Annotated in this window: 25 protein-coding genes, 1 tRNA gene and 2 pseudogenes; 10 read left to right on the top strand and 18 right to left on the bottom strand. The window is 40.7% G+C overall.

Going from position 1 to position 23,057, the window contains the following annotated elements; translation table 11 throughout:
- The first annotated feature begins 44 nt into the window (after positions 1 to 44).
- From gloB to ACE1SE_RS03985, 3 genes are all read left to right on the top strand, one after another.
- Positions 45 to 800, top strand: a complete 756-nt coding sequence (gloB, locus tag ACE1SE_RS03995; RefSeq protein ID WP_374052748.1) for a hydroxyacylglutathione hydrolase — start codon at positions 45 to 47, stop codon at positions 798 to 800.
- Between the two features lie 72 nt (positions 801 to 872).
- Complete coding sequence (gene mltD, locus ACE1SE_RS03990) at positions 873 to 2,204, top strand: murein transglycosylase D (protein ID WP_374052747.1); 1,332 nt, start codon at positions 873 to 875, stop codon at positions 2,202 to 2,204.
- A gap of 104 nt (positions 2,205 to 2,308) precedes the next feature.
- Positions 2,309 to 2,845: a MepB family protein gene (locus tag ACE1SE_RS03985; RefSeq protein ID WP_374052746.1), complete on the top strand. Its 537-nt coding sequence runs from the start codon at positions 2,309 to 2,311 to the stop codon at positions 2,843 to 2,845.
- 558 nt (positions 2,846 to 3,403) lie between these two features.
- On the opposite strand, the gene ACE1SE_RS03980 is transcribed toward ACE1SE_RS03985, so the two are convergent.
- Together ACE1SE_RS03980 and ACE1SE_RS03975 are read right to left on the bottom strand one after the other, a co-directional pair.
- The gene (locus ACE1SE_RS03980) at positions 3,404 to 3,661 is read right to left on the bottom strand and encodes a hypothetical protein (RefSeq protein WP_374052745.1); all 258 of its coding nucleotides are present in this window, start codon (positions 3,659 to 3,661) and stop codon (positions 3,404 to 3,406) included.
- A gap of 184 nt (positions 3,662 to 3,845) precedes the next feature.
- Positions 3,846 to 4,135: pseudogene (locus ACE1SE_RS03975) on the bottom strand (IS1-like element transposase); the annotation flags it as partial.
- Positions 4,136 to 4,394: 259 nt separating this feature from the next.
- Here ACE1SE_RS03975 and ACE1SE_RS03970 point away from each other — a divergent pair.
- Genes ACE1SE_RS03970 through ACE1SE_RS03945 form a run of 6 tightly spaced genes read left to right on the top strand, consistent with a single transcriptional unit; the run spans position 4,395 to position 8,280 of the window.
- The gene (locus tag ACE1SE_RS03970; protein WP_374052744.1) at positions 4,395 to 5,030 is read left to right on the top strand and encodes a hypothetical protein; all 636 of its coding nucleotides are present in this window, start codon (positions 4,395 to 4,397) and stop codon (positions 5,028 to 5,030) included.
- Positions 5,030 to 5,434 carry a PTH2-like family protein gene (locus ACE1SE_RS03965; RefSeq protein ID WP_374052743.1) on the top strand — a complete coding sequence of 135 codons (405 nt, stop codon included), beginning with the start codon at positions 5,030 to 5,032 and terminating at the stop codon, positions 5,432 to 5,434. Before ACE1SE_RS03970 ends, ACE1SE_RS03965 begins: the two co-directional genes overlap by 1 nt.
- Positions 5,431 to 6,183 (top strand): formylglycine-generating enzyme family protein, encoded by a 753-nt coding sequence (locus ACE1SE_RS03960; protein ID WP_374052742.1) that lies wholly within the window; start codon positions 5,431 to 5,433, stop codon positions 6,181 to 6,183. Before ACE1SE_RS03965 ends, ACE1SE_RS03960 begins: the two co-directional genes overlap by 4 nt.
- Before the next feature lie 22 nt (positions 6,184 to 6,205).
- On the top strand, positions 6,206 to 6,844 hold the full coding sequence (locus ACE1SE_RS03955) for a molybdopterin-dependent oxidoreductase (protein ID WP_374052741.1): 639 nt from the start codon (positions 6,206 to 6,208) through the stop codon (positions 6,842 to 6,844).
- A 13-nt stretch (positions 6,845 to 6,857) separates the two neighbouring features.
- Positions 6,858 to 7,460, top strand: coding sequence for a LysE family translocator (locus ACE1SE_RS03950; RefSeq protein WP_374052740.1), 603 nt, complete (start codon positions 6,858 to 6,860; stop codon positions 7,458 to 7,460).
- A gap of 13 nt (positions 7,461 to 7,473) precedes the next feature.
- Positions 7,474 to 8,280 (top strand): AraC family transcriptional regulator, encoded by an 807-nt coding sequence (locus tag ACE1SE_RS03945; protein WP_374052739.1) that lies wholly within the window; start codon positions 7,474 to 7,476, stop codon positions 8,278 to 8,280.
- Between the two features lie 185 nt (positions 8,281 to 8,465).
- Here the strand turns inward: ACE1SE_RS03945 and ACE1SE_RS03940 are convergent, their stop codons facing one another.
- On the bottom strand, positions 8,466 to 9,563 hold the full coding sequence (locus tag ACE1SE_RS03940) for an ISAs1 family transposase (RefSeq protein WP_374052738.1): 1,098 nt from the start codon (positions 9,561 to 9,563) through the stop codon (positions 8,466 to 8,468).
- A 297-nt stretch (positions 9,564 to 9,860) separates the two neighbouring features.
- Here ACE1SE_RS03940 and ACE1SE_RS03935 point away from each other — a divergent pair, with 297 nt between their 5' ends.
- Positions 9,861 to 10,622, top strand: a complete 762-nt coding sequence (locus ACE1SE_RS03935) for an IS5 family transposase (RefSeq protein ID WP_374052737.1) — start codon at positions 9,861 to 9,863, stop codon at positions 10,620 to 10,622.
- A gap of 17 nt (positions 10,623 to 10,639) precedes the next feature.
- On the opposite strand, the gene ACE1SE_RS03930 is transcribed toward ACE1SE_RS03935, so the two are convergent.
- From ACE1SE_RS03930 to ACE1SE_RS03860, 15 genes and pseudogenes are all read right to left on the bottom strand, one after another.
- Positions 10,640 to 10,804, bottom strand: coding sequence for a hypothetical protein (locus ACE1SE_RS03930; protein ID WP_374052736.1), 165 nt, complete (start codon positions 10,802 to 10,804; stop codon positions 10,640 to 10,642).
- A 17-nt stretch (positions 10,805 to 10,821) separates the two neighbouring features.
- Positions 10,822 to 11,376: a hypothetical protein gene (locus ACE1SE_RS03925; RefSeq protein WP_374052735.1), complete on the bottom strand. Its 555-nt coding sequence runs from the start codon at positions 11,374 to 11,376 to the stop codon at positions 10,822 to 10,824.
- 481 nt (positions 11,377 to 11,857) lie between these two features.
- Complete coding sequence (gene tnpA / locus ACE1SE_RS03920) at positions 11,858 to 12,313, bottom strand: IS200/IS605 family transposase (protein WP_099118097.1); 456 nt, start codon at positions 12,311 to 12,313, stop codon at positions 11,858 to 11,860.
- A 212-nt stretch (positions 12,314 to 12,525) separates the two neighbouring features.
- Positions 12,526 to 13,005 (bottom strand): hypothetical protein, encoded by a 480-nt coding sequence (locus tag ACE1SE_RS03915; protein WP_374052734.1) that lies wholly within the window; start codon positions 13,003 to 13,005, stop codon positions 12,526 to 12,528.
- Positions 13,006 to 13,099: 94 nt separating this feature from the next.
- Positions 13,100 to 13,360: a hypothetical protein gene (locus tag ACE1SE_RS03910; protein ID WP_374052733.1), complete on the bottom strand. Its 261-nt coding sequence runs from the start codon at positions 13,358 to 13,360 to the stop codon at positions 13,100 to 13,102.
- A 52-nt stretch (positions 13,361 to 13,412) separates the two neighbouring features.
- Entirely contained in the window at positions 13,413 to 14,264 is an 852-nt protein-coding gene (locus tag ACE1SE_RS03905) for a hypothetical protein (RefSeq protein WP_374052732.1), read from the bottom strand.
- A gap of 238 nt (positions 14,265 to 14,502) precedes the next feature.
- Positions 14,503 to 14,835, bottom strand: coding sequence for a hypothetical protein (locus ACE1SE_RS03900; protein WP_374052731.1), 333 nt, complete (start codon positions 14,833 to 14,835; stop codon positions 14,503 to 14,505).
- Positions 14,836 to 14,860: 25 nt separating this feature from the next.
- Positions 14,861 to 15,376, bottom strand: a complete 516-nt coding sequence (locus tag ACE1SE_RS03895; RefSeq protein WP_374052730.1) for a peptidoglycan recognition protein family protein — start codon at positions 15,374 to 15,376, stop codon at positions 14,861 to 14,863.
- A gap of 401 nt (positions 15,377 to 15,777) precedes the next feature.
- Complete coding sequence (locus tag ACE1SE_RS03890) at positions 15,778 to 16,047, bottom strand: PAAR domain-containing protein (protein WP_374052729.1); 270 nt, start codon at positions 16,045 to 16,047, stop codon at positions 15,778 to 15,780.
- A gap of 44 nt (positions 16,048 to 16,091) precedes the next feature.
- Positions 16,092 to 16,901 (bottom strand): DUF4123 domain-containing protein, encoded by an 810-nt coding sequence (locus tag ACE1SE_RS03885; protein ID WP_374052728.1) that lies wholly within the window; start codon positions 16,899 to 16,901, stop codon positions 16,092 to 16,094.
- The gene (locus ACE1SE_RS03880) at positions 16,898 to 18,910 is read right to left on the bottom strand and encodes a type VI secretion system Vgr family protein (protein WP_374052727.1); all 2,013 of its coding nucleotides are present in this window, start codon (positions 18,908 to 18,910) and stop codon (positions 16,898 to 16,900) included. Before ACE1SE_RS03880 ends, ACE1SE_RS03885 begins: the two co-directional genes overlap by 4 nt.
- Positions 18,911 to 19,520: 610 nt before the next feature.
- Positions 19,521 to 20,913, bottom strand: a pseudogene (locus tag ACE1SE_RS03875) (DUF5906 domain-containing protein).
- A gap of 212 nt (positions 20,914 to 21,125) precedes the next feature.
- Entirely contained in the window at positions 21,126 to 21,332 is a 207-nt protein-coding gene (locus ACE1SE_RS03870) for a helix-turn-helix transcriptional regulator (protein ID WP_374052726.1), read from the bottom strand.
- A gap of 217 nt (positions 21,333 to 21,549) precedes the next feature.
- Positions 21,550 to 22,764, bottom strand: coding sequence for a tyrosine-type recombinase/integrase (locus ACE1SE_RS03865; RefSeq protein ID WP_374052725.1), 1,215 nt, complete (start codon positions 22,762 to 22,764; stop codon positions 21,550 to 21,552).
- 165 nt (positions 22,765 to 22,929) lie between these two features.
- Positions 22,930 to 23,006, bottom strand: a tRNA-Arg gene (locus tag ACE1SE_RS03860).
- Positions 23,007 to 23,057: the final 51 nt, after the last annotated feature.

Below are 23,057 nucleotides of genomic sequence, written 5' to 3'. Positions count from 1 at the left end.
CCTTTCAACCTACTTATAAACCTACTATGAAAATGAGGCATATAATGGAGCTTATCAGGATACCGGCCCTTTCAGATAACTACATTTGGTTACTTTGTGATGAAAACAAGCATTGTACCATTATCGATCCTGCTGAATCACAGCCTGTCATTGATATTTTAGCAGCAAATCAACTTACTCCCGCTGCGATACTACTGACGCACCACCATTATGATCACGTTGGCGGGGTTCCCGGACTACTCAAGCAATATCCCGAATTACCTGTATATGGCCCTGAAGAGACACAAAACAAAGGAACAACTCATATCGTCCATGAAAATAATACCGTTGAAATAGGAAAGTTTTCTTTCCGGGTCATAGCACTACCAGGACATACACTTGGCCACATTGCATTCTATCAGGCTCCCTATCTGTTTTGTGGAGATACGCTGTTTTCTGGCGGTTGTGGACGACTATTTGAAGGTACAGCCGAACAAATGTTTTCCTCTTTGGGGAAAATTTCATCATTACCCGATGATACATTGATCTGCTGCGCTCACGAATACACGGCGGCAAATATGAAATTTGCAAAAGCAGTATTACCTGACAATCAGATTATTCACGATTATTATCAAGAAATTCTTAAATTACGTGAAAATAACCAGGCAACAGTCCCAACAGATTTACAAACAGAGAAAAAAATCAATGTTTTCTTAAATTGTCACGATATTGATTTACAAAAAAATATCGGTATCAAACCTAATTCAATACCACTTTCTGCTACTTTTCAGCAATTAAGGGCTTATAAAGATCGATTTTAATTTTATTGGGTTGTCTTCTACGTAATAGGCCAGTATCATTGCTCACCTTTTAGGCAAGCATCAGAAAAGAACATGAAGACAAAAACAATCTTGTTTACCTCTGTTCTTCTTGCTGGGTGCCAATCGAGCCTGCAAACAAAGGCTCCTTCCCAGCAACAAGCACAGAAGATGTCTTCAACGAATCAGAAAGCAAACGGTATTGCAGAATCAGATGATCCTGCAAACTGGAAGGTAAGTCCGACAGCCCAACAAGATTTGTGGGGACATATTCGCGATGAGTTGAAGATGGAAGCTCCTGATAATAACAGGGTGAGCGAACAACAAAGTTACTATTTGAAACACAAGGGCCATATCCAAAATGTAATATTGCGTGCAGAGCCGTACATTTATTGGATAGTTGAACAGCTTGATAATCGACATATGCCAATGGAGCTGGTATTACTGCCCATAGTGGAAAGTGCCTTTGACCCCCATGCTACTTCCTACGCCAAGGCGGCAGGATTATGGCAGATTATCCCAAGTACTGGCCGTCATTATGGCCTGAAACAGGATAAATGGTACGATGCCCGTCGTGACATTGCGGCATCAACAACCGTCGCTCTTGATATGCTTGAATATCTCAACACACGATTCAATGGGGATTGGCTTTTAACCATTGCCGCTTACAACAGTGGCGAAGGCCGGGTTATACGTGCAATCAGAGACAATAAAGCACAAGGGAAACCAACAGATTTCTGGTCGTTGTCACTACCACGGGAAACAATGCACTATGTTCCCAAGATATTGGCGCTGAGTAATATCATTCGCCATAACGAACAGTTTGGTTTCAAACTTCCCAAGCCTAACAACCAACACGCTCTGACAAAGGTTGAAGTAGGGCAACAGATCATGTTGTCACAAGCGGCTGAATTATCGGGGTTATCGTTAACATCAATCAGGGCATATAACCCAGGTTATAAGCAAGGTATGACGTCTCCTTATGGGCCGCATTACATCATGCTACCAAGAAAGAACGTTAATCAATTTAAGACATCCTTAGCAGATAAAAATGTCTTGAACGACATCCGATTAGCGGTTAAACACAATACCTACAAATTACAGCAACAAGGCCACTATACCGTTCGTGCCGGAGATACATTGTCCGCGATCGCAAAACGCTTCAACACGACTCACCGAGAGTTGCAAAGACTAAACAGCTTAAAAACGGCTGATAGACTCAAAATCGGTCAAGTGCTGAAAATCGATAGTAGTGGCCCCGTCACTTATCAAGTGCGCAAAGGTGATTCATTTTTCAGTATCGCTAAACGTCATGGTGTAAATCTTAATGATTTGATTAGTTGGAATAGAAACATAAAAATCAAAGAGATAAAACCTGGTATGGCTCTGACGCTTTACCTTAATTAAGGGCGTTGATTTTCTCCAATATATTGTTCCCTGTCCTTTGGGACAGGGAGTTTATTGCATTGACAATAAAATGATAATTAGAATCAAGAAAGAGGAAATGCAAATTGTCATCATTAAAACAAAATATAAATAATCTACCTAATACCTTTATCGAAATAAAAGAGTATCTCCTACTCCCTTCTGCATTCCCATTAACGTCCATTCCCTATCTCGAAACAGAAAGCCGTGATTATAGTGCCATGCGGTTTCAACTGGATGGTAAATCGATAGTTTTTCGTCAAGCTAAAACAACACCTAATAAACAAGGACAATTTGTTACTCTTTGGAAAAGGCCGACTCCAGATTCAGAAATAATTCCTTTTGAAAAAAGTGATAAAATTGATTTTTGTCTAATAGCGACTTTTTCTCAGCATCAAAAAGGCATTTTTCTGTTTGACTCACATATACTGATAAAACAAGGTGTTTTCTCAAGTCAAACTAAAGCTGGTAAAAGAGCTATTCGAGTTTATCCTGCATGGGTATTCCCTACATCAAAACAAGCCCTCCAAACACAAAAATGGCAATCTTTATATTTTATAAATTTCGATAGACAGAAAACTGCTATTGAACAATTTAATAAAATCTTCCTAAGTTATAATTAAAATAATCAATAACTAAGCTATTATAACTCGTTTAACCCTTGTAACTTGAATTTCTCCTGATAATGGGAGCAACAGATGGTTTCTAATTAAAGAAAAAACTTGAGACGGGCTCTATTCCCTGAAAACGGTCATATATTAAATGGTTAGTTGTGGTTGGCTTCTCGATTTTTAGTGATAAAGGTAAAGCATGGCTAAAGTTAACGTCTATTGTCGTTATTGCCACCAATCAGAACAGGTCAAAGGGCATGAGCGAGGCCACTGCGAAAGTGTGGCAACTGACCACAGATCATTCACTGAGTGATCTGTGGTCAGCAAATCAAAAGCTAATGCGGAGTCAATTGTGGTCAATACAACCAGACCCGTTAGTTATGTAAACCGGAGAAAGTACCCATTCGTGAAGCTGGCTCACAAAGATAACGCCAAATCACGTCGTTTAGTGGAGCAAATGGCGTTCTGGGATAGAAAGTGGACTGAATATGAAGCTGACAATTCAACCAAAACCAAGTCCCGCCGTAGACTGGAGTCGGGCGGGGTGACTGCGAGGGGGGGGGGTGATACTCACTTTCTTGGTTTTCTCAGATAACCAATTAATAGCAGTGGGATATAAATGACGGCAAGAGCAATAACGATTGCGGAAACAACATCAACTACAAATTCCGGCAAAAAGTCAGGAGCGTGTTCACGGAACCACAATTTGAGTGAAGTAGGATAAAACAAAATTACCGGAATATAGCCCCATTTTGCCCAAACATTACCCTTATTCTTTTTCTTTCCACGAAAACAGTCGGCAACCTTTTTCCGCAAATTTCTATCCATAGATTAAATTTTATTCTCATTGTAATGGGGGGTTTTATTCTAACCGATTTCTCACTGTAGGGGTACAGTGAAAACCACTGCTGCCTGAGGTGGTTAAATATGCAGGCACATTCGATAAATAACAGGAGAAATGCGGTGGGTGAACGTCTTTCCCGTAAGATGATCCTCTTCGGGCATTTCCAGTAAGGGACAACGTCGTTACGTTTTGGGGCGTGAGGTTTTTAACGTTTTCATGACAGTGGCTGTGGCGACTTTCAGGATCCGGGCGGTGTCACGAATTCCTCCGTTATTCATCGCTATGTCGAAAATCTGCGCTTTAACGCCGGGTTTGCAGGCTTGGTCGGTGTATTCCAACTGAAAAACCTTGCAGCAGGCATAACAGCGATAACGCTGATGTCCGCCATTTCCTTTTCCATGCCCTTTGACCTGTTCTGATGTGTGACAATAACGACAATAGACGTCAACTTTAGCCATGCTTTACCTTTATCACTAAAAATCGGGAAGCCTACCACAACTAACCATTTAATACATGACCCGAAAACGCACACGCTCTCCAGTGAGTTTCAATTTCATCGTCATACCTCATTGTCATCTGAATAATACTTGATCATTCATACAGTTACCCTTTCCCACACTCTTATTTTACGCAATTCTATAAACAACAATTTTGTGCAATATTTAACATTTAGGCAGGAATATCGTTAATGTAAATTTAATTTAAGCGAATTGAGAGATGATATTTAATACTGATAACTTTTGGATTAGGAATCCCCCAAAAATTACTTCAATTGCGACTCTTGGACCTGAGGGAACAAGCAGTCAATCAGCAGCAAAATATCTGACCAACTTAATTGGAGGTCCATTAGACATACTTCTTTTTGATACTTTTGAACTCGCCTCTGAGTATGTGGAAAAGAATGAGTCATGCATTTTTCTGGTTGCTAATGCGTATCAACGAGTAGATAACTTTTACATGAACAAAAATACCCTTCTACTTGGATCGTTTTTCTATTCACCTCCCGCTTATTATCTTGGTTGTAAAACCTCCCTCGCTTTGGAGAAAAAGATAGCTGAGCAACAAACCATAAAAATAGCTACGCATCACGCACCTCTCTCTCGTTTAGAGAGCCTAATTGAATCGGCTGAGGACAAAATTTTTGGAATATCTGATGCTCATTTAAAAATAGAGATTACGAACTCTACAAGCAATGGAGCGAGACTAGTTGTAAACGGCGAAGTTGATTGTTGCTTAGCAAATGCTGATGCAATTAAACATTATGGACTTACAGCAATATCTCACCCTCTACATATTGAAATGACATGGGGGGTATTTTCTAACAACCAAATTCATAAAAGGAAAGTTGCATAATGAATGACAAAAAGTGTGTATTGGTAATCGATAAAGATCTTCCTCTTGGGATCATTGCAAACACAGCAGCAGTGCTAGCCCTTAGCCTTGGCAAGGCTCATCCTGAGCTCGTAGGTGATAATATTAAGAACCGTGATGGAGGGGAACATTTTGGAATCACGCGTATCCCAATCCCAATTCTTGCGGCAACGGCAAGCGAGATAAAGGCAATTCGTTCTCAATTACAATCACACGCTACGATAATTGACTTCTCGGACGTGGCAAAAAGCACTAAGAGTTATGAGGATTACTCAAGTAGGTTAGGGGCTGTCAGTGAGGACAGCATCGAATATTTAGGCATAGCTGTGTACGGCGACAAAAAAGCCATCATTAAACAAACTGGAAATATGAAGTTAATACGATGAACAACTTAATTGATATGGTTTTAGTGACAGGCTCTCCTTATCTACGCGGTTCAGAGTTGAGCCCTGATGAGCAGCCTGTGCACGTAGTTACCCTTAGTGATTTTTTCATTGATGTTCACCCTGTGACTAACGCTGAGTTTGCAGTATTCATTGAGCAGGGGTGCTATAGAAGTAAGGAATATTGGTCAGAAGAAGGTTTTCAGTTTATCCAAGATAATGACATTTCAGAACCTTTATATTGGTATGATTCCAATTGGAACCAACCAAAGCAGCCAGTAACCGGCATTAGTTGGTATGAAGCTGTCGCATACGCAACATTTGTAGGTAAGGAATTACCAACTGAAGCTCAGTGGGAGTTTGCTGCGAAGGGAAACGATAATCGACTCTATCCATGGGGAAATAGCGAGCCATCTATTAAAATTGCAAACTATGCCCCAGACTGTGAGCCAACTGAGCTCAATCGAAAATCCACGGATTGGGATGCACATCCACAGAATCGCTCCCCATTTGGTTGTATTGATATGGCAGGTAATCTCGCTGAATGGTGTATAGATAATTATTTCCAAGATTACAGTTGGGATAAAACTCATATTGATCCCGTTTATCTTAGTATCCCTACTGACGATCATATAGTTCGGGGTGGTTCAGGGCTTCATGATGAAGATTATATGCGCTGTACATGCAGAGATAACTACCCTCCAACAGTACGAGACAACATCGTAGGTTTACGCTGTGTCAAATCTCTATAATAGATACATAAGAAAGGAAAATATGAGTACTCCATATATTGATAAGAAACCTTCTTCTTTACGGTACTACCAAGAAGGGCCACCTGAATCATATGATTCTATTGATATGAAAGAATGGGCGCTCAAGATATTTTTACCTCATGAATCAACGCCAATTCTTGTCGCATTCGAAGACCTTAAAAACATTGCACCAATAACGGAAAGCCGTCGGGTTGTATGTGTTTGCAATTGGAGTATCAGAAGAAACTGGACAGGAGTCTTACTAAAAGACCTATTAAAATATCTAGGGATAAGCCAAGAAAAATATTTTTCATATAATTTGAAGCAGATAAGTTTAGGTACAAGTAAGGGAGTGTATGACTCTACAATATCCCTTAGTAATGCATTAGAAAATAGAGCAATGATTATTTGGGCGGTGGACGGTGACCCCCTATCTCTAGAAGAAGGTTACCCTATCCGTCTAGTCGACTTTTCTCTATATCGGTACAAAGGGGTTAAGTGCTTATCTGAATTGTACTTTACTGATGAGTTCGCACAAGGATTTTGGGAAAGCAAAGCTGGTTATTGCAAGGAGGGAAAAATCAAGGCAAAACGATACCGCATTGTTGATTTGCAAGAACATCGCTTTATTAATAGCTCTGGAGAAGTAACTGATTTTTAGGAGGTAGAAGCTTATGTCTCAATTAATTGCAATGGCGGTTTTTGCCCTTGTAACTTCTATATCGCCAGGACCTGTAAACATAATAGCGACAGTTACCGGAGCCAATTGCGGATATATTCGAACCATCCCACATATAACCGGTGCTACAATTGGTTTTGTATCGATTCTATTTTTACTAGGCTTTGGATTAGCTCAAGTTATAAATGAGGTGCCATATCTAACCGAAATGCTTACCTATATAGGAGGTGGTTTCTTATTATACTTGGCATATAAAGTTGCTACGCAAAACCCAATGATCGGTGATGATGGTGAACGAGAAACCAGTGCTCCATCCCTTATACAAGGAATAATGTGCCAATGGCTTAACCCGAAAGCATGGATTGTATCTTTAGCTGGCATATCCGTTTTTAGTAGTCACGATACAGAAATTAATACACTACTATTTTTTTGCGCGATTTTTTTTATTGTCTGTTACGCATCAATTTCAGCATGGGCTGTTTTAGGAATAACGATTAGGACAGTTTTGGACATACCTAAACATTATCAGCTTTTCAATCTCACAATGGGGCTATTATTAGCAATTACGGTCGTATATACTTTTTTTATGTCAGGTTAGAGTCTTTAATGAGATGACCAAACAAAAATTCTATCGTTCAAGCGCAGTCCCCATTGAGCTGCGCTCTTCTAAAAACTCGAAAGCCTGTTACGGGAAACACACTCATGAAGAATTTTCCATTGGAGCTGTAGATTGTGGTTATAGTGATTACTTCAATAGTAATACTGAACGTAGAATACAAAAAGGTTCTCTTGTCATAATCAACCCACTAGAGGTTCATTCATGCAATCCAATACCAGATACAAATTGGAGCTACAAAATGCTGTATGTATGTCCCAAATGGTTAAGTTATGTGCAATCGATGGTTGTAGGTGAAAGAATAACGAATTTTATTCCATTCTCAATTAATCACACCGACTCTCCAGAACTTTATATACAATTTCAAGAATTAGCCAACACAATTATTCTTGATAAAGACAGAATGAAAACGGAAGAAAAGAGCATATCTTTTTTTACCAATTTGTTTTCACAGTCCAACTCCATACTTTTAGATAAAGTTGTACCAAAAAATAATGTATTTAAGGCGTATGAATATATTTGTGAAAATTTTCGAAGCAATATATCGGTAAAAGATATTGCTGTTCACTCTCAATTAAGTGAATATCATATTATTCACGCATTTCGAAAGGCATATGGTATTACTCCACATGCTATGCAAATCGCAATGCGCATTAATGAAGCAAAAGTACTTTTGAAGCAGGGAATGAATATAGCCTCTGTAGCAACTGAGTTAGGTTTTTATGACCAAAGCCACTTTCATAGAAACTTCAAAAAATTGGTGGCGGCGACTCCTGCGGAATATAAAAAATGCATACCATAAACAACTCTCACTAATCCGTTGACCAAAATTGCCTAAACTGTGAATTGTGCACCTAATTACATGATTTATTGTTATTAAAAGGTATTATTATAAAGTGTGATTAGATAGGTCAATAGGATTGGCATAAACCCGCAGGGGTTGCGGGTTTGAATAGCCACAGGGCACGAGCATACTTTGATTGATATCTATCCAAAGAACACTTGTGCACGATAATCATCGCTCCAGCCGGCTTTTTTGAGTTTATTTCGTTGGCTGGGAGCACCACAGTCACATTGTTTGACCATATTCAATACGATACGCCGGAATAACGCCAAATTTTCAATGGCTCCGTCCAGAACAATACGTGAATCATCCTCTTTAAAAACCACATCAAGGATATAATGCTGGCTATTCTCAATCCGCCAGTGCTGGCGAATGTAGTGCCCTAATGACTTGTGCCGAGGAGACAGTGAGCTGATATAGTAGGACGTATCTAACGTGCCTTTACCGTTTTCTGACCGGTGCCGTTCAACCGCAATGATACTGCGAATGGTTGGCCATGTTTCTGCCATTTCCGGGGAAAATCGGGGTTTGAGCTGGAAAACATAGCACTCTTCCCGACGGCCATGTGCTTCTTGCTTAACCTCGGTGACAATCTGTTCTTTACCTGCATCAAACACCGACTGAAATTGTGACTGGACAGCCGCCCATAACTTAGGCTGATTTTTCTTGACCTGGACAACGACATGCGCTTTCTTTTCCCTGATTTTTTCCAGTGTTTCACGCTGACAATGCCGGGCATCAAGCGTCACAATACTGCCTTTGAGATTCAGGATATCCAGCATTTGACGGACAACCCGGATTTCCCCGTTTTTTGTGGTTGTAGCTTTCTGGCTCAACACTAATCCCCGTTCGGGGTCATAGGCAGTGACCAGTTGGACAGCATTTTTCTTCTCGTTCCGGTAGGCCCGTCTCAGGACTTTTCCGTCAAAGGCGATGATAGGTTTACCGCCCAGCTCACGCTGTTCATTAACCCAGTTCAGTAAAGCTTCCAGTAAAGAATCCAGCTCGATAGCCCGCAGTATTCTCACAATGGTATGCCGGCAGGGGCTCCCATGGGGAAAGGTACGGTATTCCCTTAACCACTTAATTTTGGCTTGCCCATAAGTCTCAATGTCTTGCCAGCCTTCAGCTCCCGCCATAATGGCACTGACAACGAGGAAAATAATATCAACCAAATCGTATTGACGATTAATATCAGAGCGGGTTTCTTTCACAACGGATAAGTGTTCAATTAGAGTCATAGGTCAGCAATGAGAAGGAAAATAAGTCTCATTAGATCATGTCATTTGCCTTCATTCAAGAGACGCTAAAAAAGTATGCTCGTGCCCTGCCCCCTTATACTTGACTAACCTGAAGTCTTGCCATTTAGGGAACATTCTGAGGGTATATATTTTGCTATCAGTCAGCTCTTCAAAATTCATTGAATCAAAGAATATTTTAGCGTTACTAGGGCGTGTTGATGTTTTGTGAGGGATTATTAGACAGCATGATGATTTGGTATAATTACTTTCGCCAAAAAACAACCAGACCTCACCATCATGCCGCGAACTATGTTAACAGATCTCCAATGGAATAAGCTATCTGCGTTAATGCAACATGCGGGTTGGATTTATCACAAACCTGAACACCGTTTGACCGTTGAAGGCATTCTTTACCGAATGAGAACGCGCGTTCCCTGGCGCGATTTACCGCCAGAATTTGGCCAATGGAATAGCGTCTTTCAACGTTTCAATGCGTGGTCAAAGAAAGGGGTTTTACAGCTCATTTTCAAGTGGTTATCTGGGTTTGCTGATAGGGAATGGTTGTTTATTGATGGGAGTATCGTCCGTGCTCATCAACACAGTGCCGGAGCGGCTTCAAATGATGATGAGGCGATTGGCAAAAGTTGTGGTGGACGTTCAACTAAAATCCATTTGGCCGTCGATAGTTATGGCTTGCCTGTTCATTTTGAATTGTCCGGGGGACAAGTGCATGACATTGTTCATGCTGAAAGTTTAGTCGAACAATCGCCCCCTTCGGACTTTGTGATAGCTGACAAAGGGTACGACAGTCAGGCTTTCAGAAATCATATTGAACAACAAGGAGCAACGCCGATTATTCCCTACCGAAAAAATAACCGCAAATCGGATAAACAGATTGATAAATGTTTATATCGTTATCGTCATTTGGTGGAGAATGCGTTCGCTAGGGTTAAACATTTTCGTGCAATAGCAACAAGATACGATAAGCTTGAACGGAATTACGCCAGTATGTTGGCTCTGGCGTTTATCATTGTCTGGTTGCCCATGTGGGCTGAATGAATTATGACCTTAAAACATCAACAGACCCTATTGTCTGCTATAGCCCATTCTTCCCATGCAGGTTTACTCATTTTCCATAATTTATCTAAATCCTTATGTGCAAGAATATTGATTATTTCTTGATAGAAATTTTTAATTTCAGGGAGGTCATTTTCTGTTACCGGACGTGCTTTAGTCCACATCCAGTCGGGTAATCCATTCAGGTTAAATGATTTTCTTGCCTTGTAAAAGCCTTCATCACTAGGGCAGTTGCCATCCCCGTGAATTCAAACTCTGATCCTGTTCTTCCTATTTGATTGAGTGACTCTGATGTTGGGGTATTGCCCTCCTTATCGACAGTCAATTTGATATGACTGACTATTTCCTCATCACCGACAGCGAATACTTTCTTTAATGTGGTTTCACACTTGGCGTTGGGATCAAATTTATTTGATTTTTCAGATGTTCTATCCTTAAAAAGTAATTCTATGGTATTAGTGCCATTTTCCAGAAAAGCGGTTGCATTTAGACCGCTGGATTGAACACCATGCGTACCAGCACCGCGATTATCTATAGCAGGCATGCCATTTACGCTTAAATAACAAAAACTTTTACTTGTATTCATTGAGAGTAAGTATTTATAGTCCATTTTAGATTTTCCTAATGCATTATTTGATAAAGTACATGCCAACAATAGAACACTAACCCAACGAAATTCGATACGTCGACTCTTCTTTAGACAGTGGTTTTTGGAATACCCATTCTTTTTCAGCATTTGTGTTTATTCCTTTGTCTCTCTGTTCATCATTTTCATTGCCTTTCTTACTTATACCAAAAGCCAAGTCTACATTTACCATTGCTTTTATACCATCATGGTAATATACCAAATCCAAAATTTTTTCATTTTTAGAATTTGGGGCAAACCCAATAATCGCTTTAGCCTCTGCCGTAGCAGCTGCATTAACATAGCCATAAATAATGCCGTAACGTACCCTTCCGAGGATATTAAACTCGGCTTTAATGCTAAATTTTCGTCTTTTTTAAACTCCCAACAGCCTTATCATCCGAATCTAAATGGGTTATCATATTTTTATACGTCATAAAATGATAGGCGATAGCTATATTGTTGGTTCCATTAAATCATAACCACCCGTATAACGGGTGGTTTGCTCTTGCCCTATAAGGGCTTGTTACCGACTGCGCCTAAATGACGCTGCTTTCTCTTCGTTCAAGCTAAGTGTCTTTGCTGCTTTGGCCTACCCCTTGAAGGGGTCTACATGCTCTTTACTACTCAATTTATCCGAGATTAAATCCGACTTTTCTTGCTCTCTGATATACTTTTGAATTGTCGCTTCATTTAGCCCTACCGTACTGACATAGAACCCTTCCGCCCAAAACTTTCTGTTGCCAAATTTATATTTTAAATTGGCGTGTCTATCAAAGATCATCAACGAACTTTTACCCTTCAAATATCCCATAAAGCTTGAAACGCTTAGCTTTGGTGGAATACTCACCAACATATGAACATGATCTGGCATGAGATGACCTTCGATTATTTCCACACCTTTATACTTACAAAGGTCTCTGAGGATCTCTCCCACACTTGAACGAATATTATTAAAAATCACTTTCCGTCTATATTTCGGCGAAAAGACGATATGGTATTTACACAGCCACTTTGTATGCGCTGAGCTTTGTGCTTTAATGCCCATAAACACCTTTCCTTATTTGAGTTACGAGTATTAGCTTGAACATCTATATCGTAACGGAAAGGTGTTTTTCTTGGTATAACCTTTGAACTCCACCCGCAAAGCGGGTGGTTTTATGTTTAAGACGCTAACGCGACTTAAACTGGCTAAAGCCATAACTAAATAACCAAGGTTGAAAATACCTATTTTCAACCTTGGTTATAATAATTTACTTATTATCTGGCAATAACAACTTTTCCATCAATAATGGATAAATATGGGCTGTAAGTTGCTACTCTATCTGTATTTATTCTATCCATTATTATAGGTGATCGCCCAAAAACTCCTGTTTCTAACCGAAATAATCTCCCTTCCTTGTATTTGACTAATTGAAAATCCTGCCATTTAGGAGAAATTCTGATTGCATATGTCTTTTCATCGGTTAGTTTTTCAAAATTCATTGAATTAAAAAATATTCTAGGATTACTATCTTCAGCCATCGCCCATTCATCCCATGCAGGTTTACTCATTTTCCATAATTTATCTAGATCCTTATGTGCAAGTGTATTGATAATATCCTGATAGAAATTTTTAATTGCAGGGAGATCATTTTCTGTTACTGGGCGTGCTTTGGTCCACATCCAGTCTGGTAACCCTTTAATATTAAATGATTTTAGTGCTCTGTAAAAACCTTCATCTTCTGGTTTTGTTGCCATACCTTTGAATTCAAATTCGGATTGACTAACTGATCCTGATGTTAAAGTATTGCCCTCTTTATTGACAGTCAGTTTTATATGGCTGATTATTTCACTATCTCCTGCAGCAGATACTTTTTTTTAATGTTGCTTCACATTGAGCCTCAGGATCAAATTTATTTGATCTTTCTGATGCGAGATCACTAAACAACAATTCCATGTTATTGGAGCCATTTTCTAAAAAAGCGGTTGCATTTAAGCCACTGGATTGAATTCCATTATGAGCCTTGCGATTATTCATTGCAGGCATACCATTTACATTTAAATAGCAAAAACTTTTGCTTGTATTCATTGATAGTAAATACTTATAGTTCATTTCAGGTTTACCTAATGCGTTATTTGAAACAATACATGTAAAAAATAGAATACTAGCCCAACGAAATCCGATATGTTGATTCTTCTTTAGACAGTGGTTTGTGGAACACCCATTCTTTTTCACCATTTAAACTTACCTCTCCACCTTTTTTATCATGGTTTTCATTGGATTGATCATCATCACCTAACCCAAAAGCCAATTCTACATTTACCATTGCTTTTATACCATCATGGTAATATACCAAATCCAAAACTTTTTCATTTTTAGAATTTGGAGCAAACCCAATAAGCGCTTTAGCCTCTGCCGTAGCAGTTGCAGTTGCAGTTGCAGTTGCATTAACATAGCCATTAATAATGCCGTAACGCCCCCCTCCACGAATACTGGCTTCGGCTTTAATGCTAAATCCCACTTCGAATATATCGTCTTTTTTAAACTCCCCACCGCCTTTTTCATTCGATTCCCAACCAAATTTTACATCTAAAGCTCCCTCTGTAATGAGATTTAATTCTGCCCCTACATAAGCACCATTTTTACCTTTTTTCACTTCTTCTTCATAGAATTCCCCTGCTTCACGAAGCATAGAAACAGCGGTATTGATTTTCAAAGCAGCTGCGGCGAGTTGGATAACATCGAGCTTTAATGATAATCCGAACAAAGGGGAAGCCGAAATTTCGATACCAAATTTTCGGTATAATTTAAAATCATCACTATGAGAAAGCTCATATTCGCCATGAGCTTTAATTTCAGGATAGAGAACTTCCAATTTCAGAATTTTGAATTTATCACGGGGATGACCTGCGGTGAGAAAATCTGTGAATTTATCAATATTCTGTTTGAGCGAGTCAATGGGTTTTAAGGTATTTTTACTTTTCTTAAATTCCTTTTCTAATATGTTTTTTTCCATGTTTGACTCGCTCCGCCTTTTTGAGTTTTAACGGATCTTTCAATAGTATAAGCATTCCTCACTTCATAACGTGTCGTGCCATTACGCCAGCCTCTGTATCCTCTCTGTCCCAGACCCCGTTCTCTATTAGTTTTACGTTGCTGATTTTTTAGTCTCAGCAATGAGCAATGAAGATTTGAGGTAATATGATAGATGATCACGATTGAAAGTTTGCTTCAATTTTGACCATCTATTGTTGTTATGGATTCATACCATCAAAAGGAAAAATAAAGAAAGGATCACATTTTTTTGCTTCACAACCGAAGAAAATTTCCTTATTCTTATTTATAAGAGTAATCATTCCTCCACCATTTATATAATATTTCCATATTTCATTACCTATCTTTGCTTTTCCAACTATGTCACATGGAGTTTGATAGAATATACTATATGGAGAAGAGTCATACTCCTTGCTAAGACTTAAAATATTATTTACATCATTTTTACTTAATTTCCATTTTTTGCATATATCAATAATGTCTCTATCATTACTATCTGTTATTTCCAATCCCGTTACATTAATTATTTCCACCTTGTTTTTTGAATAAGTATAAGGGCTAAAGACTATTAGAGTAAAGATTAGCCCCTTCACCTTCTGTTTTATAAGATATTTTATCATGTTCATATATATCACTATCACCTAAACTATAATTACATTTTAGTAAACTAACCAATTTTTTAATTGATTCATTTTGTTGTGTAGTAGCTGGATCCCAAGACTTAGATGTCTTGTTATAAGCTGCAACAACTTCAATTCCTACACTATCAGTATTCATAGGATATCTATCAGGATATTCTTTTAATTTTTCATGATCATGAATTTTTTTTGTATTCCATCCCCAACCACTTATTTTTTTTGTTTCATTGGAATTGCAATTACTTTCTGCCATACACTTGGATTTTATTCTTCCTATGTGATATGTATATTTTTTTAAGCTGGCTGTTTGTTTTATTGTACCATCCTTATCTATAATAAAATGTGTTCCAATACCAGTTGATTTGAATGATGATATAGCTGGTGACATCTTGGAACCTCCAGTCCTATGTAATACTATAGCATTCACGGTATTCATTTCACCATGTTCTAAAGCGCTAACACGATCTTGAGTTATATCAGCGTTTTTAAAAAATCCATCATCATTAACATATGGAATTTGACTTAATACATGCTTAACAAAATCATCCCTTGCTTCTGGAGGTGGGCATGTCGCACAGGCTTTACCCGCATTCCATGTATTATTTTCATCATGTTTGGATAATTATTTTATTAGTTCTTCCTTTTTATTGAAGCAGATATTATCATTAAGCGCTATTAACAGTGTTTTTTCCTTTTCATTGATAGGTTTCATTGAGTCTTCCTTTTGACGATAAATTAACTGAGTTTAAGTAATAAATGATGTTTAAATATAACTCATAAACTCAGGCCTTTCTTGTATGAGCCAAAGTGTATTTATAGGCACCTTTTCAAGTCTCCTCAGCCAATATTTACACTGCCTCCACCGATAACAACACCTCCACAATCAACGGCATCTCCTGTTCTGGCGGCAGGTTTTCCTTCAATAAATACAGAGCCGGAACCTCCCGCTATCGCCCGTGAATGTGACGAATGTGATCCCAAAGCATCTCCTTGTCTGGCCAGATAGGCACCGTCTACCTTAACGCTGCTGGCACCAGTAATAACAGGTGTTGCTGGGCAATCACCATGCTCTGTGCCAATATCACCTATTTTAACGGCATTTCCCATACTGTCTTTTCCTAAATTAGTATCAAGATACACATTGATTATTATTAAATATTAAGAAGAAATTTCTTAGCTCTATACCAGCCGGGAGTCCCATCATCAGCCAGTCTGGTTAAAATGGATTTATTAAAGTCATCAATATCAAAATCATCTTCTCTGATAATTTTCTTAAGAATTTCCTCCATAGAACGGGTATCTGTGATTTTTTCAGAAAGTAGATAATCATAGAAAAAGGCTAAAAATGGCACTGAGTTATCGATACTGATACATTTTCTTAGCTCTGCCAATTCAGATAGCAAAATAGAGTCAAGTTTTTGTATATACTTCTCTTTTTGCTTTCTTTCTATCACTTCATACTGCTCTTCGCTGATTTTGAAAATCTTATATTTTCCCTTGGCATTATCAGGAAAAGGTTCTCTGATTTTGGCAAAGTTATCCGTGCATTCTTCTTCAAGGTAAAGTGTGGTGATCCGCGTGATAGGTCCCAAAAAACAATGCACTTCCCAGTCACTCAATACACCGAGGAAATCCCAGATATTGCGCGGATCGTAAAAACGGAAAAAGACCGGTTTCTCCTGTTGCGGAAGCAGAACTTGCAGGTATTTGCGTAAATGCTGGCGCACGGTTTTCATATCCGCTTCGCTGTAAATGAAGATTCCCCACGGCGTTCTGCGGCATTCCAGCCAGATTTTAACCTCTTCAGTGACCTGTACCAGATAAGGGGCGATTTCCACCAGTTCTGGCTGGAGAGGCTCACCATAAAGACAGGCGGAAGGGGGGTCATAGCGCTCCAGCATGAAAAACAGATCAGATTCTGCCGCACCATCAATAATGGCGTAGAGCTTTTCCTGACTCATTCGGGCTTCTCCTTCTCTTTCATGGGGCAGTGGGCGACAAACATGGTGCCTTCGCTGGCTGCGGCCAGCAGGATGGCGGGGTTAGCCGGTGCCAGTAAATCACCGGGGCTGCCTCCGGAGTTCAGGTTAATCGCCGCGCCTTTGATATCAATACCGCCTGCATGAAGCACAACAAAGTTTCCACCGACATTCAGGGTGATTTTGCTGCCACTTTGCAGGGTGAGATCGCCCTGCGCATCAATACTGACTACGCCCTGAATTTTTTCAGCCAGATCGCCTTTGAGCTGTAATGAGCGGTCACCGTCAATCTGTTCAATATAATTGCCGGTGGTTTTATGATCCTGCTGACCTTCTACGGTGATTTTACGGTTATTGGCTATCACCAGTTCATCGTCATGGCCGATGCTGGTTGTGCGGTCATAGTTAATGCGTTCCCCGCGTGAATTACGTACCTGAATGGCGAGATTTTTCTGAGCATGAATAAAGACTTCTTCACGATCTTTTTCATCTTCAAAGCGTAATTCGTTAAATCCTTCGCCTTTATGGGTTTTCGAACGGATCGACATCTGGGTTTTCGCCATCGGCAGGCGATTTGGCGGGATGTTATTGGCATGGTAGGCTCGCCCGACAATAATCGGCTGATCAGGGTCGCCGTGGACAAAATCGACTAATACTTCATGGCCAATGCGGGGAATGGCAATCATGCCCATTAATTGCCCTGCCCATGCCTGACTGACCCGTACCCAACAAGAACTGCGGTCATTAAATTCGCCGTATCTGTCCCAGTCAAACTGAATACGAACGCGCCCGTGTTCGTCACAGAAAATTTCTTCGCCTTCCGGCCCAACAACCGTGGCAATGTGTGGGCCTTCCATTTGAGGCTTCGGGTAGGGGGAAGGCCGGTAAGAATTTTTTCGTGTGGTGAAGGTAAATTGATTAGACAGCCATGTACCACTACCGCCTGACTGGGTTTCATCGGCTTGTGGCTGTTGACCTGAATGGGTTATCTGAATTAATTGCCATTGGTCGTTAAAGGCCTCTCTGGGGTGATCCGTCAGGTCAACCAATTGCCCTGGCCACATGGCAAAACAACCACCCTGACCGTTGCCAAGCTGAGTATCCCGCCGCAGGTATTCCAAACGATACTGGCTTGCTCGTTGCCCTAATTCATCATCTTTATAGCGGCTGGGAAAATCGTAATAGTGGTAGCTTTTCAGTATTCGCTGATTGTCAAGATTGCGCCCTTCATACCAGAATTCCCTGTTCCAGCGTGGATTCTTAAACGTCCTGTCTTTGGTCGTGATATTGGCAACACCCACGCGTTCAGACCAGCTAAATTGACGGATACAGGTTGTTTCGCTCGTCACATCGGTTTCCGGGCGATAGGGAACGGTAATCATCTGATTAAGTGACAGGCAGGAATCGTGAAAGACGATACGTTGCTCGTGCTGATCCTGATCGAATGTGAAATAGTAAAAAATGCCCTCATCAGCCAGTAAGCGCTGGATAAAGGCCAAATCGCTTTCATCGTACTGAACACAAAATTCCCGTGGCGGGTGTTTGTAACCGAGCGCAAAGAAAGGACTACGGATACCATTTTCCCTTAACAGAGTTTCGACGATGTCCATAACAGATTGATTTTGGAAAATCCGGCTGTTAACCCGTAAGGATGCACGCCATAAAGGAGGCTGAATGGTGATATGGTAATAGCTGCGATGGCGTCCGGTTGATTGCAGTGAAAACTGCGTCACCATGCCTGTGACTTGCCGCTCAACCTGTCCGTTGCGATGCACGGCAAAAGCCGCGTTTCTGTCGAGGACATCGGCAAAGTCAATTTCCGGGGTTTTACAGGTCAGTGTGGCTTCCAGCCGAAAGGGGGAAGAGAGTGACTCATGAAGTGAAAAATCGACAACTGCGAAAGTTGGTTCAGGTAAATTTTCCGTAATCAGTGTAAATACCAAACCTGAGCGATCAAGTAGTTGATTGATTTTATCCATTACCCTGCTCATTTGTGTTCTCCATAATATTCTGGTGTATCAATCCTTATTTACCGCCTGAATAGTAAAAATAATTTAGCAATAAAATTACCATGATGTATTTTAGGTACATTCATTAAGGAACAGGATATAATAAAATTATTTATATGTTCCAGTAAGAATAAAAGTACATCAGGAAAATTGTGATTAACTTCTCTGACTCAATAAAATCAGATAATTACCTCTTTTAAATTTCACGTAGCACGACAGATTAAAATCACACTGACGCGCTACGCTTGTCTTCTCTGGTTTGTCTGGCTAATGCATTAGCCAGACAAACCATTTTATCTACCCCACTCTATTAAAGAATTAGGGATAAAACTGTTCACCCTGTTCACCTTTGAATATTTTTGTTTAAATTCATGTTGTTAAATATTGATGACTTGAAATAAAACTCATCATCACTCTTCACCTAACCGTTCACCCCAAATCAAGATAAGGTGAACAGGGTTGAATAGTTGTGAACAGTTTAAAAATAACCATTCACCCTATAATATATTGATATATCTGGTTTAAATTATAGAGTGAACAGAGGTGAACACTTTTTTATATTTCTTTGAAAAATGTCTGTAATCAGAAAGAATTATTCTTCTGGCAGGCTATCCCTTATCAGTTTTGGCAGCCACTCAATGGCGGTATCAATATTCAGGTTCAGATTGCTGCGAATGCCGTATTTGCTTTTCTTGCGCAGGTAATGCTGGTTATACTCCGCCAGTGCGCCCGGCATATCCATACCAAAACGGGTCACGGAAACGGGTTTATTCAGATTGTTGCCTTTCATATAAGCAAGATAGGCGTGATAGAGGTACTTGCGGGGATTAAACGGCACAATCTCTGCATTACCGATTAACAGGCCGTCAATTTCATGGGAAGCCACCAGATAACCACAGAAATCGACTAATGGATCGGTGCCACGCTTGATATCCAGCGCCTCCGCAGATTTTTGTTGCTCTGCCAGTAAACGCCTTGCAGTTTGTGGATCAGCAAAGCGGTAAAGCAGATGTCGGATAATCACAGGCAATTCTTCTGCGATTTTATCCCGCAGAAGTGGATCACGTTCATTTTCGGGCACAACTTCGGAAAAATTGAAAATCACCCGCCGCCGCGATACACCACCACTGCGATCACTGAAACTCATGGCATTATTGTTTACCGCCAATACCACAGCAGGGATGCGTGTGGAATAGGGCTGTTTATGCTTCGGGTCGATAGCGACTTCATCCCCACCTGTAATGGCTTTGATACCGGAGCCATCGCCCACATAGCGAGTTTGATCTGGCAAGATAATCAACAAATGTCCCACAATCAGCGCCCGTTCCCGTGGGTTTTCCAGTGCAGACATACTCGCAGAAACAGTGTTGCCTTTGCCTGCCAACATTGAACAGATTTCAGCAAGGATACTTTTTCCACTACCTCCAGCACCGGTGATTTCCAGAAACAACTGCCAGTTGTAACGGTTCGCCAGCACCATAAACAGGGCTGCCAGACAGTAATTTTTTCTCGCCATTGGGTGTGATAATCTGCGCACCTGTTACTTTTTTATCCAGTGTTGTCAGTGCCAACAAAGTCGAATTATTGAGCAATAGCCGCTGATTAGGAAAATCCAGCCCTTTTGCAGCCAGATAGGGCGATTGACCAGCGACAGTTTGCGCCATCAGTGATGCCACTTTTTCGGCAATTGACTGCGTAGTTTGAATGGTTTCTCTGGCGGGCTTGGGTTCTAGCAAAGGCAATGCCAGTACGCCCGCAATGATTTTTGCCGCATCAATGATGGAAATCCCTTTGGTTCTTGCCACTAAATCCAGCCCGTCACCATAGTTCGGGGTATCACACTGGCGGCAGTGCCAGTTGCCGTGATGGTGATCGTCGATAAAGTGGAAACGGTCAGTGCCGCCGCAAGCAGGGCAGGCACCATGTTTACCCTTCGCTGGGATATCGATGCCACAGGCAGGCAACAGATTTTCCCAATGATACATAGCGGATGTTTTCACAGTCTGGATCAGGTCGAGCGGTTTTTGGCTGCCTGCATTATCTGGAGATGTAAATTTAGGATGAGTTTGGGTATGCTGTATATCAGCCATCATCGTTACTCCGTATAACGGTTGTTGGTCAGACGCCTCAGATGTGTTCCACCACACTGGGGCGTTGCTTTTTATATTACGTTTCTTATGCCATGTTCTTTTCTATGTTATGCCGCTCGCGATTCCGCGATCCGTTGCTCAATCCAGTTATCAATTTCTGATTCAATAAAGGCGACGGAGCGAGAACCGAGTTTGACTTGTTTCGGGAATTCTCCGGTACTAATCAGTTTGTAGATCCACGCTTTGCTATAACCCGTTCTGCGTTGAACTTCCGGCAAACGAATAAGATTTTCTTTCGGTGCTGTCATTGTCATATTTTTTCTCCTGTTACCGAGTCCTTGAGCGCTCATCGTGGACGTTCTTTGATGACAGGCGGATTATTTTAAAAGCAAGACTAAATGAACAGCGTTAATTGTTTTTCCGATTTGTTGAATTTATTTTTTTATAGGAAATTCGACTTTTTATTTGTATTTTGTATGAAAAACAGGCGCGTGTGCCACGAGCACAACAGCATGAAAAATCACCACATCTTTACGCCCTTTTGCCAAATTTTCCAATCAGCACATTTTCGCCTCGTTCCAGCATCTCCATATGATCCGCATACCATTGCAGCATTTCCCTGCGCCCCTCCAGATATTGAGCGTGGTTGTAAGTACCTCGGATGCTGTTCTTGTCAACATGGGCAAGCTGAGTTTCAATCCAAGCTGTGTTATAACCTTGTTCATGCAGGATGGTACTTATGGTATGGCGGAAACCATGACCTGTTGCCCTGCCATCATAGCCAATTCGCTTAATAACCTGATTGATAGCAGCCTCACTCATCGGTTTACCCGCATCATTACGGCCGGGGAAAACGTATTTCCCTCGCCCTGTAATAGAATGCAGTTTAATAAGAATGGCTTTAACCTGATTTGATAGTGGGACGATGTGAGGGCGGCGCATTTTCATTCGTTCGGCAGGGATTTGCCAGAGATCGTTATCGAAATCGAATTCAGTCCATTCCGATTCTCTCAGCTCAACAGTACGTACTCCGGTCAGCATCAGCATACGTGTTGCTGATTGAGTGACCAGACTTCCACTATAACCACTCAAGGCGATGAGGAAATCATTCATCTGGTCGGCTAAAAGGTGTGGAAAGTGTTTTTGCTTGGGTGCTTTGAGTGCGCTGGCAAGATCAGTAACGGGATTGAACTCTGCCCGACCAGTAATAACAGCGTAAGTGAAAATTTGCCGACAGGCCTGTCTGGTTTTTTTCAATTTATCCAAAACGCCGCGTTGCTCCATTTTTCGGAGCACAGCCAGCATTTCAGCAGGTTTAATCTCGGTAACAGCACGTTTACCAATATACGGAAAGATGTCTTTTTTCAGATATTCCAGAATATCTTCGGCATACCCATGTGACCAGTTTGGGCGTTTATATTCGTGCCACTCAATAGCTATGGATTCAAAACTATTGCTGACCGCAAATACTTTGGCTGCCTTTTCTGCTCTCTTTTCTTCTATTGGATCATTACCATCCGATAGCGTCCGCCGTGCATCATTTCTCTTATTTCTTGCTTCAGCAAGGGAGATTTCAGGATATACCCCCAATGCGAGTAATTTTTCTTTACCTGCGATCCGATACTTTAACCGCCAATAACGAGAGCCACTAGGGTTAACCAATAGATATAGTCCGCCACCATCTGCAAGTTTGTAGGGTTTTTCTTTCGGCTTTGCAGTGTCCACCTGTCGGGCTGTTAACTTCATACGGGGGTATTTCACTTCATTGAACCTAAACGTACCCCTAAATATACCCCTATAAGATCGGAGATTTCAACATACCTTACTAGACTATAGGAGAACGGAAAAAGGCCAACACTGCGTATTTATTGGGATTTTGTAGACTTCGGAAGACGTTACGATATGAATGGATGGTACGCCCTACAGGATTCGAACCTGTGACCTACGGCTTAGAAGGCCGTTGCTCTATCCAGCTGAGCTAAGGGCGCATTATGGTATATAGAATAGGAAACATTATTAATGCCTTAACGCAGCACCGG

Source organism: Xenorhabdus taiwanensis, assembly GCF_036512875.1.
Lineage (GTDB): Bacteria > Pseudomonadota > Gammaproteobacteria > Enterobacterales > Enterobacteriaceae > Xenorhabdus > Xenorhabdus taiwanensis.
This window is presented reverse-complemented; position numbering and strand designations above follow the sequence as displayed.

Coding starts and splice junctions, on each gene's coding strand:
- ACE1SE_RS03880 (WP_374052727.1), bottom strand. CDS start 18,910: ATGAGCAGGGTAATGGATAAAATCAATCAACTACTTGATCGCTCAGGT.
- ACE1SE_RS03910 (WP_374052733.1), bottom strand. CDS start 13,360: ATGAACTATAAGTATTTACTATCAATGAATACAAGCAAAAGTTTTTGC.
- ACE1SE_RS03865 (WP_374052725.1), bottom strand. CDS start 22,764: ATGAAGTTAACAGCCCGACAGGTGGACACTGCAAAGCCGAAAGAAAAA.
- ACE1SE_RS03870 (WP_374052726.1), bottom strand. CDS start 21,332: ATGACAATGACAGCACCGAAAGAAAATCTTATTCGTTTGCCGGAAGTT.
- ACE1SE_RS03970 (WP_374052744.1), top strand. CDS start 4,395: ATGATATTTAATACTGATAACTTTTGGATTAGGAATCCCCCAAAAATT.
- ACE1SE_RS03935 (WP_374052737.1), top strand. CDS start 9,861: ATGCCGCGAACTATGTTAACAGATCTCCAATGGAATAAGCTATCTGCG.
- ACE1SE_RS03955 (WP_374052741.1), top strand. CDS start 6,206: ATGAGTACTCCATATATTGATAAGAAACCTTCTTCTTTACGGTACTAC.
- ACE1SE_RS03930 (WP_374052736.1), bottom strand. CDS start 10,804: ATGTGGACTAAAGCACGTCCGGTAACAGAAAATGACCTCCCTGAAATT.
- ACE1SE_RS03950 (WP_374052740.1), top strand. CDS start 6,858: ATGTCTCAATTAATTGCAATGGCGGTTTTTGCCCTTGTAACTTCTATA.
- ACE1SE_RS03915 (WP_374052734.1), bottom strand. CDS start 13,005: ATGGCAACAAAACCAGAAGATGAAGGTTTTTACAGAGCACTAAAATCA.
- tnpA (WP_099118097.1), bottom strand. CDS start 12,313: ATGGGCATTAAAGCACAAAGCTCAGCGCATACAAAGTGGCTGTGTAAA.
- ACE1SE_RS03940 (WP_374052738.1), bottom strand. CDS start 9,563: ATGACTCTAATTGAACACTTATCCGTTGTGAAAGAAACCCGCTCTGAT.
- ACE1SE_RS03895 (WP_374052730.1), bottom strand. CDS start 15,376: ATGAATACCGTGAATGCTATAGTATTACATAGGACTGGAGGTTCCAAG.
- mltD (WP_374052747.1), top strand. CDS start 873: ATGAAGACAAAAACAATCTTGTTTACCTCTGTTCTTCTTGCTGGGTGC.
- ACE1SE_RS03890 (WP_374052729.1), bottom strand. CDS start 16,047: ATGGGAAATGCCGTTAAAATAGGTGATATTGGCACAGAGCATGGTGAT.
- ACE1SE_RS03945 (WP_374052739.1), top strand. CDS start 7,474: ATGACCAAACAAAAATTCTATCGTTCAAGCGCAGTCCCCATTGAGCTG.
- ACE1SE_RS03885 (WP_374052728.1), bottom strand. CDS start 16,901: ATGAGTCAGGAAAAGCTCTACGCCATTATTGATGGTGCGGCAGAATCT.
- ACE1SE_RS03965 (WP_374052743.1), top strand. CDS start 5,030: ATGAATGACAAAAAGTGTGTATTGGTAATCGATAAAGATCTTCCTCTT.
- ACE1SE_RS03980 (WP_374052745.1), bottom strand. CDS start 3,661: ATGGATAGAAATTTGCGGAAAAAGGTTGCCGACTGTTTTCGTGGAAAG.
- ACE1SE_RS03960 (WP_374052742.1), top strand. CDS start 5,431: ATGAACAACTTAATTGATATGGTTTTAGTGACAGGCTCTCCTTATCTA.
- ACE1SE_RS03925 (WP_374052735.1), bottom strand. CDS start 11,376: ATGCTGAAAAAGAATGGGTATTCCAAAAACCACTGTCTAAAGAAGAGT.
- gloB (WP_374052748.1), top strand. CDS start 45: ATGGAGCTTATCAGGATACCGGCCCTTTCAGATAACTACATTTGGTTA.
- ACE1SE_RS03905 (WP_374052732.1), bottom strand. CDS start 14,264: ATGGAAAAAAACATATTAGAAAAGGAATTTAAGAAAAGTAAAAATACC.